This window comes from Ralstonia nicotianae, assembly GCF_018243235.1.
Lineage (GTDB): Bacteria > Pseudomonadota > Gammaproteobacteria > Burkholderiales > Burkholderiaceae > Ralstonia > Ralstonia nicotianae.
This window is the reverse complement of record NZ_CP046674.1, coordinates 1031908-1044131: the sequence shown is the minus strand read 5'-3', so window position 1 is coordinate 1044131 and position 12224 is coordinate 1031908. Positions and strand designations below refer to the sequence as shown.

At 68.1% G+C, this 12224-nt stretch carries 13 protein-coding genes; 4 read left to right on the top strand and 9 right to left on the bottom strand.

Annotation, left to right across the window (positions count from 1 at the left end):
* Positions 1–60 precede the first annotated feature (60 nt).
* The gene (gene ilvD / locus GO999_RS04880; RefSeq protein ID WP_016724165.1) at positions 61–1734 is read left to right on the top strand and encodes a dihydroxy-acid dehydratase; all 1674 of its coding nucleotides are present in this window, start codon (positions 61–63) and stop codon (positions 1732–1734) included.
* Between the two features lie 80 nt (positions 1735–1814).
* Here ilvD and GO999_RS04875 read toward each other — a convergent pair whose 3' ends face one another.
* The 3 genes from GO999_RS04875 to GO999_RS04865 are packed head-to-tail and all read right to left on the bottom strand — an operon-like array spanning position 1815 to position 4214.
* Positions 1815–2243, bottom strand: a complete 429-nt coding sequence (locus tag GO999_RS04875; RefSeq protein ID WP_019718380.1) for a DUF2486 family protein — start codon at positions 2241–2243, stop codon at positions 1815–1817.
* Positions 2240–2668, bottom strand: a complete 429-nt coding sequence (locus tag GO999_RS04870) for a DNA polymerase III subunit chi (protein WP_011002334.1) — start codon at positions 2666–2668, stop codon at positions 2240–2242. The genes GO999_RS04875 and GO999_RS04870 overlap by 4 nt, the downstream gene beginning before the upstream one ends.
* A 25-nt stretch (positions 2669–2693) precedes the next feature.
* Positions 2694–4214, bottom strand: coding sequence for a leucyl aminopeptidase (locus GO999_RS04865; RefSeq protein WP_016724163.1), 1521 nt, complete (start codon positions 4212–4214; stop codon positions 2694–2696).
* A 114-nt stretch (positions 4215–4328) separates the two neighbouring features.
* Between GO999_RS04865 and lptF the strand changes: the two genes are divergently transcribed.
* From lptF to GO999_RS04850, 3 genes are read left to right on the top strand one after another with little or no spacing between them, the layout of a single operon-like run.
* Positions 4329–5447: an LPS export ABC transporter permease LptF gene (gene lptF / locus GO999_RS04860; RefSeq protein ID WP_011002336.1), complete on the top strand. Its 1119-nt coding sequence runs from the start codon at positions 4329–4331 to the stop codon at positions 5445–5447.
* Complete coding sequence (gene lptG / locus GO999_RS04855) at positions 5444–6649, top strand: LPS export ABC transporter permease LptG (RefSeq protein WP_028853514.1); 1206 nt, start codon at positions 5444–5446, stop codon at positions 6647–6649. Before lptF ends, lptG begins: the two co-directional genes overlap by 4 nt.
* Positions 6649–7020 (top strand): sirohydrochlorin chelatase, encoded by a 372-nt coding sequence (locus tag GO999_RS04850; protein WP_011002338.1) that lies wholly within the window; start codon positions 6649–6651, stop codon positions 7018–7020. Before lptG ends, GO999_RS04850 begins: the two co-directional genes overlap by 1 nt.
* Positions 7021–7023: 3 nt before the next feature.
* Here GO999_RS04850 and GO999_RS04845 read toward each other — a convergent pair whose 3' ends face one another.
* The 6 genes from GO999_RS04845 to GO999_RS04820 all read right to left on the bottom strand — a co-directional run bounded on the left by GO999_RS04845 (position 7024) and on the right by GO999_RS04820 (position 12222).
* Entirely contained in the window at positions 7024–7428 is a 405-nt protein-coding gene (locus GO999_RS04845; protein WP_011002339.1) for a 5-carboxymethyl-2-hydroxymuconate Delta-isomerase, read from the bottom strand.
* Between the two features lie 308 nt (positions 7429–7736).
* A complete protein-coding gene (cobA, locus tag GO999_RS04840) occupies positions 7737–8546 on the bottom strand; it encodes a uroporphyrinogen-III C-methyltransferase (protein WP_019718378.1) in 810 nt (269 codons plus the stop codon).
* A 56-nt stretch (positions 8547–8602) separates the two neighbouring features.
* Positions 8603–9910: a sulfate adenylyltransferase subunit CysN gene (cysN, locus tag GO999_RS04835; protein WP_011002341.1), complete on the bottom strand. Its 1308-nt coding sequence runs from the start codon at positions 9908–9910 to the stop codon at positions 8603–8605.
* Between the two features lie 2 nt (positions 9911–9912).
* Positions 9913–10863: a sulfate adenylyltransferase subunit CysD gene (gene cysD, locus GO999_RS04830; protein WP_011002342.1), complete on the bottom strand. Its 951-nt coding sequence runs from the start codon at positions 10861–10863 to the stop codon at positions 9913–9915.
* A 10-nt stretch (positions 10864–10873) separates the two neighbouring features.
* A complete protein-coding gene (locus tag GO999_RS04825) occupies positions 10874–11677 on the bottom strand; it encodes a phosphoadenylyl-sulfate reductase (protein WP_211906611.1) in 804 nt (267 codons plus the stop codon).
* The gene (locus tag GO999_RS04820) at positions 11674–12222 is read right to left on the bottom strand and encodes a DUF934 domain-containing protein (RefSeq protein WP_019718376.1); all 549 of its coding nucleotides are present in this window, start codon (positions 12220–12222) and stop codon (positions 11674–11676) included. Before GO999_RS04820 ends, GO999_RS04825 begins: the two co-directional genes overlap by 4 nt.
* Between the last annotated feature and the right edge of the window lie 2 nt (positions 12223–12224).

Here is a 12224-nt window from a genome sequence, read left to right as displayed (position 1 = left end):
CGGCATGCTGTGCGCCAGCGATTTTCCCAAAACGAAATGTCCGACCCCACGGAGCCTCCCATGCCAGACAACAAGCGTTCCCAGCACATCACCCAGGGTGTGGCGCGCTCGCCCAACCGCTCGATGTACTACGCGCTGGGCTACAAGAAGGAAGACTTCAGCAACCCGATGATCGGCGTAGCCAATGGTCATTCGACCATCACGCCGTGCAACTCGGGCCTGCAGAAGCTGGCTGACGCGGCCGTGGCCGCCGTCAAGGCGTCGAACGCCAATCCGCAGATCTTCGGCACGCCCACCATTTCCGACGGCATGTCGATGGGCACCGAGGGCATGAAGTATTCGCTGATCTCGCGCGAGGTCATCGCCGACTGCATCGAGACCTGCGCACAGGGCCAGTGGATGGACGGCGTGGTCGTCATCGGCGGCTGCGACAAGAACATGCCCGGCGGCATGATCGCCCTGGCCCGCACCAACGTGCCCGGCATCTACGTGTACGGCGGCACCATCAAACCGGGCAACTGGAAGGGCAAGGATCTGACCATCGTGTCGTCGTTCGAGGCCGTGGGCGAGTTCACCGCCGGCCGCATGAGCGAGGAAGACTTCGAGGGCGTGGAGCGCAACGCCTGCCCGACCTCGGGTTCGTGCGGCGGCATGTACACCGCCAACACGATGAGCTCGTCGTTCGAGGCGCTGGGCATGTCGCTGCTGTATTCGTCGACCATGGCCAACCCCGATCAGGAGAAGGTCGACAGCGCCGCCGAATCGGCCCGCGTGCTGGTCGAGGCCGTGCGCCGCGACCTCAAGCCGCGCGACATCATCACGCGCAAGTCCATCGAGAACGCCGTGGCCGTCATCATGGCCACCGGCGGCTCGACCAACGCCGTGCTGCACTACCTGGCCATCGCCCACGCCGCCGGCGTGGAATGGACCATTGACGACTTCGAGCGCGTGCGTCAGCGCGTGCCGGTCATCTGCAACCTGAAGCCGTCGGGCCAGTACGTGGCCACCGACCTGCACAAGGCCGGCGGCATCCCGCAGGTGATGAAGATCCTCCTGAACGCTGGCCTGCTGCACGGCGACTGCATCACCATCACCGGCAAGACGCTGGCCGAAGAGCTGGCCAACGTGCCCGACCAACCGCGCGCGGACCAGGACGTGATCCTGCCGATCGAGCGCGCGCTCTACCAGCAGGGCCACCTCGCCATCCTCAAGGGCAACCTGGCCGAAGAAGGCGCCGTAGCGAAGATCACCGGCCTGAAGAACCCGGTCATCTCCGGCCCGGCGCGCGTATTCGACGACGAGCAGAGCGCGATGACCGCCATCCTGGCCGACCAGATCAAGGCCGGCGACGTGCTGGTGCTGCGCTACCTGGGCCCGAAGGGCGGCCCCGGCATGCCGGAAATGCTGGCGCCGACCTCGGCCATCATCGGCAAGGGCCTGGGCGAATCGGTGGGCTTCGTCACTGACGGGCGCTTCTCGGGCGGCACCTGGGGCATGGTGGTCGGCCACGTCGCGCCGGAAGCCTTCGTGGGCGGCACCATCGCCCTGGTGCAGGAAGGTGATTCGATCACCATCGACGCGCACCAGCGCCTGCTGCAGCTGAACGTGCCGGAAGACGAACTGGCCCGCCGCCGCGCCGCATGGAAGCAGCCGGCACCGCGCTACACGCGCGGCGTGCTCGCCAAGTTCGCGCAGCTGACGTCGACGGCCAGCAAGGGCGCCGTCACGGGCTGACCCCGCGCCGTTGCCGCGCTCCAAAACGAAAAACCCGCCATCCGGCGGGTTTTTTCATGGGCTCGCGATCCGTACCGACGCTAGCGCGGCGGGGTCCTGCGCTGGGGCGCCAGTGCGTCGTCCAGCGCGGCGCCCAGCCAGTCCATCAGGCGCGCTTCGAGGGTGCGCGTCAGGTCGGCGGCGAGCTGCTCGGTCAGCAGGGACAGGCGCGATTCCAGCGCGGCGCGGCATTGTGCCTCGATCAGCGCCGGCCATTCGGACTGGAAACGCCACATCACCTCGCCCATCACGCGGGCAGCGTCGGTGCCGGCGGGCGGCAAGGCAGGCGTGGGCGCGAGGCCCTGCTCGCGCAGCGCCGGCGGCACGATGGCGGCTGCGGCAGCCGCATGGGGCGGCGCCTGGACGGGCGGCGCTTGCGCCGGCACCTGCGGCTCGAGCTCGACGATCTCCGTCAGGACGGGGATGTTGTTGTCCGCGTTGGGTCCGGGATTACGGCCATCGGGAGTCATGCGCGCCCCACGTCGTGATGTTGGATCGGATAGCCGCGGTCGCGATAGAAGCGGAAGCGGTCGCGGGCGGCGGCGCGCTCGGCCTCGTCGTCGCCGACGATTTCGATCAGGCGCGCGAACCGCGCGAACAGCGGCGGCGTGGCATCCGACAGGTTGACGAGAATGTCGTGATGGGGCGCGTCGTCCAGCGGCTCGGAGGCATCGGCCAGCAGAATCGGCGTCTGCGCGGCGAGCCGATGCCGCAGCCCGCAGTGCGGCAGGAAGTCGAGCTGGCTGAAGGTCCACAACTGAGCGTCAAAGGCCTCCAGCGCTGCGCGGTTCCCCACCACGATCACCTTCTGGCCCGCGCCGTAGGCCTTGCGCACCAGGCGGCAGGCATAAGCCAGCTTGCCGGGCACGTTGCTATGGAAATCGACACGGGTCATGGGCGGGCCTGCTCCGGTCAGCGCATCAGCCGGCGCGATCCATCAGGAAGCGCGTGAGCAGCGGCACCGGGCGGCCGGTGGCGCCCTTGGCCGCGCCGCTCTTCCAGGCGGTGCCGGCGATATCGAGGTGGGCCCAGTCGTACTTCTCGGTGAAGCGCGCCAGGAAGCAGGCCGCCGTCACGCTGGCGGCCGGGCGGCCGCCGATGTTGCCCATATCGGCGAAGTTGGACTTGAGCAGCTCCTGGTATTCCTCGTCCAGCGGCATGCGCCAGCCGGTGTCGAGCGACTGCTTGCCGGCGGCCAGCAGCGCATTGGCCAGCGCGTCGCTGCGCGCATAGACGCCGGTGTTGATGTGGCCGAGCGCAATGATGACCGCGCCCGTCAGCGTCGCCACGTCGATCACCGCGGCGGGCTTGAAGCGCTCCACGTAGGTCAGCGCATCGCACAGGATCAGGCGGCCCTCGGCGTCGGTGTTGAGGATCTCGATGGTCTGGCCCGACATGCTGGTGACCACGTCGCCCGGCTTGGTAGCGATGCCGCTGGGCATGTTCTCGCAGGTCGGCACCACGGCGATGACGTTCAGCTTCAGGCCCATCTCGGCGACGGCGCGCAGCGTGCCCAGCACCGAGGCGGCGCCGCACATGTCGAACTTCATCTCGTCCATGCCCTCGCCCGGCTTGAGCGAGATGCCGCCGGTATCGAACGTGATGCCCTTGCCGACCAGCACCACCGGCGCCTGCTTGGCCGGGCCGCCCTCGTAGCGCAGCACGATGAACTGCGGCGGCTCCTGGCTGCCCTTGGTGACGGCCAGGAAGGCGCCCATCTTCAGCGCCTCGATCTGCTTGCGGCCGAGCACCTCGACCTTGAGCTTGAAGTCCTTGGCGATCTGCCGCGCGGTGTTGGCCAGGTAGGTCGGCGTGCAGATGTTGGACGGCAGGTTGCCCAGATCGCGCGTCAGCTCCATGCCGTTGGCGATGGCGGCGCCGCGCGCGGCGGCCACGGCGGCGGCCTTGGCATCGGCGGCATCGACCGTCAGCATGACCTTGCGCAGGCCGCTGCTGCTCTTGTCGCGCTTGCTCTTGAGCTCGGGATGGCGCTCGATGAAGCGGTAGCCCGCTTCGCGGATCAGCGTGACGGCGGTCAGCACGGCCCAGGCGGCATCCTTGTCGCGGGCGGGCTGCTGGGTCAGCGTCCAGGTGACGTTGGCGGCCTTGGTGCCCGACAGTGCGCGCAGCGCGGTGCGCACGGCCTCGGCATAGGCACGGTCGGTGAATTCGGCTTCCTTGCCCAGGCCCACCAGCAGCACGCGGGCCGCGCCCACGCCGGCCACTTCGTGCAGCAGCAGCGAGGTGCCGCGCTTGCCTTCAAAGTCGCCCAGCTTGACGAGGCGGCCGACCAGGCCCTTGGTGGCCACGTCCAGCGCCTTGGCTGCGCCGGCCAGGGTCTGCGACTCGAACAGACCGATCACGAGGCAATCGCTCTTGGCCGCCAGGGCACCGCTCGGGCCGGCTTTGGCCCAGTCCAAGGCTTTTGTGCTAAATTCCATCGCGCTTTTCTCTCTTTGAGGCGAGTCAACGAAAGCCCACATTATCCGCGATTTTGCGCGTGGGCTCCGATGGTACGCACATCGGCCGGACTTCGCTCCCCATCCCGCATCCGCATGATTTTCGAACAAGCCCTGCGACGCGAGCTTTCCTTTACTGCCGGCGCCGTCTTCCTCGTCCTGCTCACCTTCATGCTGACCACGCTGGTGATCCGCATCCTGGGCATGGCGGCCAACGGCGAGGCCAGTCCCAACGACGTACTGTTGCTGATCGGCCTGGCCGCGCTCGGCTACCTGGCGATCCTGCTATGCGCCACGCTGTTCATCTCGGTGCTGCTGGTGCTCACGCGCTGGTACAAGGATTCCGAGATGGTGGTGTGGTTCACCGCCGGCCTCAGCCTGACCGACTTCATCCGCCCGGTGCTGCGCTTCTCGCTGCCGTTCGTGGTGCTGGTGGGGCTGCTGGCGCTGTTCGGCTGGCCGTGGGCCAACCAGCAGAGCGCACTGTTCCGCGACCGCTTCGAGCAGCGCGACGTGCTGTCGATGATCTCCGCCGGCCGCTTCATCGAACCGGCGCACGGCAACTACGTGCTGTTCATCGAAGGCGTCGATGCCGGCATGAAGCACGCGCGCAATCTCTTCGTCGCCAATGCCGAGCAGGACAAGATCGGCGTGGCGCTGGCCAAGACCGGCGAGTTCAAGGCCGGCCCCAACGGCGATCGCTACGTGGTGCTCGACAAGGGCCGCCGCTACGAAGGCACGCCCGGCCAGCTGGACTACCGCATCGTCGAATTCGACCGCTACGGCGTGAAGGTGGCCAACAAGCCGCCCCAGGCCGACGCCAACCTGCCCACCAAGAGCCGCCCGACCACCGAGCTGCTGTCCAACCCGACCCCTGAGAACATGGGCGAGCTGGTCTGGCGCATCGGCCTGCCGCTGCTGGCGCTCAACTTCGTGCTGATCGCGATCCCGCTGGCCTACGTCAACCCGCGCCTGGGCCGCTACACCCCGATGATCTTCGCCGTGCTGATCTACCTGACGTACTCCAACCTGCTCAACCTGTCGCAGGCATGGGTCGCGCAGGGCAAGATGAGCGCGATGCTGGCCTGGTGGCCGATCCACCTGGCGGCGTTCGTCTGCGCCGGGCTGCTGTTCCGCTTCCGCCACTACAGCGCGGCGGGCCTCAAGGGCATCTTCGCCCTGCTCGGCTTCGCGCCGAAGAAGGCGGGCGCATGATGAAGATCCTGAAGATGCAGGTCTACGAAAAGTACTTCGCGCGCCAGATCTACGGCGTGTTCGTCTTCATCCTGTTCGCGGTGCTGGCGCTGTTCATCTTCTTCGACATGCTGAGCGAGCTGGGCTCGGTGGTCGGGCGCTACACCACGCTGATCGCGTTCTTCCACGTGATGCTGCAGGCGCCGACGCGCGTGTACGAGGTGATTCCCGTCGCCGCGCTGATCAGCGCCATCTATGTGTTCTCGCAGATGGCGAGCCAGTCCGAGTTCACGATCTTCCGCGTGGCGGGGCTGGACACGCGCCGGGCCCTGCTGTCGCTGTTCAAGATCGCGCTGCCCCTGGCGCTGGTGACGTACGTCTTCGGCGAGTTCATCGGTCCGAAATCGGAGCAGTTCGCGCAGAAGGTGCGGCTCGAGGCGCTGGGCGCCACGGTGTCGTCGGGCTTCCGTTCGGGCGTGTGGGTCAAGGATCGCGGCCCGGCCAGGCCGGACGGCAGCGGCGGCGAGGTGACCCGCTTCGTCAACGTAGGCACCCTGCAGCCGAACCAGACCATCCAGGGCCTGCGCATCTACGAATTCGATGCGAACTACCGCCTGAGCTCGATCCGCGTGGCGCAGCAGGCGCGCTATCAGGGCCATCAGCACTGGGAGCTCAACGACGTCACGGAGACGCGCTTCATCGAGTTCCCGCGCCACGTGGGTGCCGCCACGCCGCAGGACAGCAAGCAGGCCGTGCCCGGCGCGCCCGACGCGCTGGCGCCCGACTTCCGCGGCGAGCAGACCCGGCTGCCGAAACAGGACATGCGCTCCGAGCTGACGCCGCAGATCCTGTCGGTGCTGATGGTCACGCCCGACCGCATGGCCACCCTGGACCTGTTCCAGTACATCCGCCACCTGCGCGACAACAAGCAGGACACGCAGCGCTACGAGATCGCGCTGTGGAAGAAGGTGGTCTACCCCTTCACGGTGCTGGTGATGATGGCGCTGTCCCTGCCGTTCGCCTACCTGCACGCGCGCGCCGGCGCGGTCGGCCTGAAGGTGTTCGGCGGGATCATGCTGGGCCTGTCGTTCCAGCTGGTGAACAACCTGTTCTCGCACGTCGGCCTGCTCAACACGTGGCCGGCCATCTTCACCGCCATCCTGCCGGGCGCGCTGTACCTGGCGGTCGCGCTGGTGGCGCTGCGCTGGGCGGAGCGCCACTGATGGCCACGCGTGCGCTGGTGCTGTTCGCCCACGGCGCGCGCGACGCCCGCTGGCGCGAGCCGTTCGATCGCCTGCGCGCACGGCTGGCCGCGCGGCAGCCGGAAGTCGACGTCCGCCTCGCCTTTCTCGAACTGATGGCGCCCGACCTGCCGGGCACGATCGACGCGCTCGCCGCCGATGGCGTGCGGGACATCACCGTCGTGCCGGTGTTCTTCGGCCAGGGTGGACACCTGCGCCGCGACCTGCCGGCGCTGGTCGAGCGCTGCGCGCAGGCGCACCCCGCCCTGCCGATCCGCTGCGCCGAGGCTGTCGGCGAAGACGACGCCGTGCTCGACGCCATCGCCGCCTACTGCACCCGCCAACTCGGCTGACGCCTACCGCCGCGCTTCGACCGCCGGCACGAAGCGGGCATGCACGTTGTTCTCGACGTGGAAGCCGTGCGTGTCGAACTCATCCAGTTCGAGGGTCAGGCCCAGATACCGGCGGGCGAAGACTTCAGCCAGATGCCCCCGCAGCGCCGCGAACAGATCGGCGCAGACCCGCTGCGTCTGCGCCCTGGGCCGGCCGGCCTTGATGCGGAACGTGACGTGGATGAAGGCATCGTTTTCGGCGCCGTCGGCCATGCGGTATTGATCCAGGCGCAGCGCGCGCGTGCGGATGCCGCCGATCGGGAAGACGTCGGCATGGGCAATCACCACGTCGTTGAGCACCCGCATCAACTCGGGAATGCGAGCGTCGGCCTCGACATTGGCGGTGTATTCGATGATGAGATGCGGCATCAGGATTCCCCCCCGGGAATAAAGACTGAACAGCGTATTTTGTGAACAGCGTACCAACAAAGCGGGGAGGTTCAAGAGACCCCCAGATCACATGCGACAGTATCGCTCAACACACAGTTGCGCAGCTTCTCAATCCCTGACAACAGGAGCGGCACGCATCCTTGACGGGAAAGTGGAATGTGATCGGGATGGGTGACGGCGTGGCTTGCCTGCGGTAGGCCAGGCCATGGCGGACACGCAGGTGGCGGAAGGCCGGGGAAAGACACGACCGGCATTCCCTGCCGGCCCCTGAAGGTGACCGATGCGGCTCAGGCCGCCAGAACGTGCGGCGCGCCGGGGCACTGCGCGGGCGCAGCCGACGCGGCCCGCCCGGCAAACGCCTCGCCGATCATCAGCAGGCTCGGGTGCTCGGGGTGGATCCACGCGGCGGCGGCCCCCTCGGCCATCTGCTGCAGCGTGAAGCATGCCGAGCGCTGCTGCGGCGTGGTGGCGGCCTCGACCACCCACGCGGGCGTGGACGGCGCGCGGCCGCGCGCGATCAGGTCGGCGGCGATGGAGGCGGCCTGGTCGCGGCCCATGTAGTAGACCAGGGAATCGGCCTGCACGGCGGGTTCCGGCGCCGCGCCCTCGGGCGCCGGCGTATCGGGGTCGGCGGCCTTGGCCTGCGTGACGAAGGCCACGCTGCGGGCCACGCCGCGCTTGGTGAGCGGCTGGCGGATCGCCGAAGCCGCCGCCAGCGCCGCGGTGATGCCCGGCACGACCTCGTATTCGATGCCGGCGGCCTCGAGCGCCTGCAGTTCCTCGTCGGCGCGGCCGAACAGCATCGGGTCGCCGCCCTTGAGGCGCACCACGCGCTGGTACTTGGTCGCCAGATCGACGAGCTGCCGGTTGATGAAGCGCTGCGCCGTCGAGCGCTTGCCGCAGCGCTTGCCGACCGGGATCAGCACCGCCTGCGGGCAATACTGGAAGACTTCGGGCGAGACCAGCGCGTCGTGCAGCACGACCTCGGCTTCGCCCAACAGCCGTGCACCGCGCACCGTAATGAGGTCCGCCGCACCGGGGCCCGCACCAATCAGGCTCACGCGGCCCTTGGTCGTGGGGATGGTCTTCGCTTCCATTGCCTGAATTCCTGAATGCTTGCCAGCGGGGCGCAGTCCTCCGCGCCCCTTATCGGTCAGGAAAAAGCACGGATCATGCCGGCCGCCACCGTATGGTGCGTTGCCTCATCCACGAGGATGAAGGCACCGGTGGCCGGATTATGCCCGTACGCATCGCAGACGACCGGCTTCTGCAGACTGATGCTGACCGTGCCGATGTCGTTGAGCGCGATCTGCTTGCGGCCGGTCTCGTGCGACAGCGTGTGCACGTCCAGCACGCGTTCGACTTCCGACACGCGCGCGAACACCGTGGCGGTGGTGTGCTTGAGCACATACTTGCGGGCCGTATTCAGCTCGTGCTCGTCGAACCAGCACAGGTCCGCGTGCAGCTTCTTCGCGGCATTGGCGGCGGTCGTCGAGGCGGCGACGATGGTGTCGCCGCGCGAGATGTCCACGTCATCGGCCAGGCGCACGGTGACGGTCTCGCCGGAGCTGGCCGAGTCGGCAGCGCCGTTCGGCGTCAGCACTTCGGCCACGGTCGTCTCGCGGTTGGCGGGCAGCACGCGCACGGCCTGTCCGACGCGCACGGTGCCGGCTTCCACGCGGCCCATGTAGCCGCGAAAGTCGTCGGCCTGCGCGCCGTCCTGGCGCGCCACCAGTTGCACCGGGAAGCGCAGCGCATCGGCGGCGGCCGGCGCGGTGTCTTCCACCTTCAGGTCTTCCAGCAGGGCCAGCAGCGGCTCGCCCTGGTACCACGGCATGGCTTCGGAGGCATGCACGATGTTGTCGCCGCGCAGCGCGGAGACCGGCACGTAGCGCACATCGCGCAGGCCCAACTGGGCGGCGAGCGCATCGTAGGCGGCGCGGATCTCGTTGAAGCGCGCCTCGCTGTAGTCGGCCAGGTCCATCTTGTTGACGGCCACGATCACATGCTGCAGTTCCAGCAGCTTGACGATGGCCGAATGCCGCTTGGTCTGGGCCAGCAGCTCGGCCTTGCCGTCGACGGTCGTCACGCGCGTGACGTCGATCAGGATGATGGCAGCGTGCGCGGTCGAAGCGCCCGTTACCATGTTGCGCGTGTACTGCTCGTGGCCCGGCGTATCAGCGATGATGAACTTGCGGCGCGCGGTCGAGAAATAGCGGTACGCCACGTCGATCGTGATGCCCTGCTCGCGCTCGGCCTCCAGGCCGTCGGTCAGCAGCGAGAAGTCGATCTGCTCGCCGGCGGTGCGCTTGTTCTTGGCGTTGGCCAGCGCTTGCAGCTGGTCGGTCAGCACGGCCTTGCTGTCGTACAGCAGACGACCGATCAGCGTGCTCTTGCCGTCGTCGACCGAACCGGCGGTGATGAAGCGCAACAGGCCCTGATGGGATGCTTGGTTCGTCATGATCAGAAATACCCTTCCTTCTTGCGCTTTTCCATCGACGCCTCGCTGGTCTGGTCGTCCATGCGCGTGGCGCCGCGTTCGGTGATCTCGGTCACGGCCGTCTCGGCGATGATCTCGGCCGGCGTGGCGGCGGTGCTGGCCACCGGGCAGGTGCAGCTGATGTCGCCGACGGTGCGGAAGCGCACCGACAGGACTTCGCTCACGTCGCCGTCGGCCTTGGGCGTGATGGGCGTGACCGGCACCAGCAGGCCGTTCTTGCGCACGACTTCACGCTGATGCGCGTAGTAGATCGGCGGCAGCGCCAGGTTCTCGCGGGCGATGTACTGCCACACGTCGAGCTCCGTCCAATTGGAGATCGGGAACACGCGCATCTGCTCGCCCCGTGCCATGCGGGCGTTGTACAGGCTCCAGAGCTCCGGGCGCTGGGCCTTCGGGTCCCACTGGCCGAACTCGTCGCGGAACGAGAAGATGCGCTCCTTGGCGCGGGCCTTCTCTTCGTCGCGGCGGGCGCCGCCCATCAGCGCGTCGAAGCCGTGCGACTCGATGGTCTCCAGCAGCGTGACGGCCTGCGCGGCGTTGCGCGAGTCGGTTTCACGACGCAGGCGCACGGTGCCGCGCTTGATGGAATCTTCCACGTGGCCGACCACCAGGCGCGCGCCCAGTTCGGCGACACGCTGGTCACGGAAGGCGATCACTTCCGGGTAGTTGTGGCCCGTGTCGATGTGCACCAGCGGGAACGGCAGCTCGATCTTGCGATCGCCCAGGCGGAAGGCCTTGAGCGCCAGGTGCAGCATGACGATCGAGTCCTTGCCGCCGGAGAACAGCAGCGCCGGGTTGCGGCACTCGGCCACCACCTCGCGGATGATGTAGATCGACTCGGCTTCCAGCCAGTCGAGGTGGTCGTTCTGCATCGGCGTCAGCGCCGTGCCGGGGATTTCGTTCAGCACTCCCATCTTCCTATCCTTAGCTCTTGTGCGACAGGTTCGTCGCATGCAAACCGCATTCCTTGCTATCGCGCGATTCCCACCACCAGCGGCCGGCGCGCACGTCCTCGCCGGCGCGCACCGCACGCGTGCAGGGCTCGCAGCCGATGCTGGGGTAGCCCTTGTCGTGCAGCGCGTTGACGGGCACCGCATGCCGTTCCAGGTAGGCCCAGACTTCGGCCTCGGTCCAGTCGAACAGCGGATTGTATTTGGCGATGCCGCGCGTGTCGTCCTCTTCGACGAACGGCAGGTCGGCACGGGTGACGGCCTGCTCGCGGCGCTGGCCGCTCAGCCATGCATCGGCGTCCCGGAGCGCGCGGTTCAGCGGCACCACCTTGCGGATGGTGCAGCAGGCCTTGCGCAATTCGATGCTGTCGTAGAACGCGTTCAGCCCGTGGTCGCGCACATAGGCTTGCACCGCGCGGGCATCCGGCGCGAACTGCTCGATCGCATAGCCGTAGTGTTCGCGGATGCGCTCGAGCATGGCCAGCGTCTCGGCGTGCAGGCGGCCGGTCTGCAGCGTGAAGATCGGCAGATGCGCGCGCACGGCTTCCGGACTGCGCAGAATGGCGTCCGTCACCACCATGTCCTCGGCGGCCAGGCTGCTGGCGAACTTCGCGGTGCCATGCTTGGCGGCAATCTCGGTCAGGCGCTCGAACAGCGCGGCCTCCTTGGCGGCCAGCCCCTCGGGCGTGCCCGTGTAGACCGGACGCGACCACAGCACCGGGCGCCCGATCGCGGACATCGGCACTTCCGACACGGCGGCCTCTTGGAGCGCGCTCATGCTGCGCTCACCGTGGAGGCGCGCTCGCGGCGGAACAGCGGGCGCGGTTCGTCGATGGCGCCCTGGTAGCGCACGCTGATCTCGCCGAAGCCGTTGAGCGCGTCGTCGATGCTCTTGTCGGCGCGCACGGCGAAGGCGTCGAAACCGCAACGGCGCATGAAGTCGAGCTGGTCGCGCAGCACGTCGCCGATGGCGCGCAGTTCGCGCGCGAAGCCCAGGCGCTGGCGCAGCAGGAAGGCGGTGCTATAGCCGCGGCCATCGCGGAAGACAGGAAAGTCCACCGCCACCAGCGGCAGGCTCGCGAGGTCGTCGGCCAGTGCCGACGGCTCGTCGTCCGGCGCCAGCCACACCGCCAGCGTGCCGGCGCGAGCGCGGGAGGCCAGCGCCTCGCGGTTGGCCTGCCAGTAGGCCAGCGGCACGATGGCGCGCGCGGCGGCATCCACCTCGCCCTGGGCCAGCTCGCCGCCCTCGGGGGCGCGCAGCACGGTCCACTCGTCGGCAACGATCTGCGGGGTGCCGTCTTGCAGCTTGATGATCTTGCTCATGT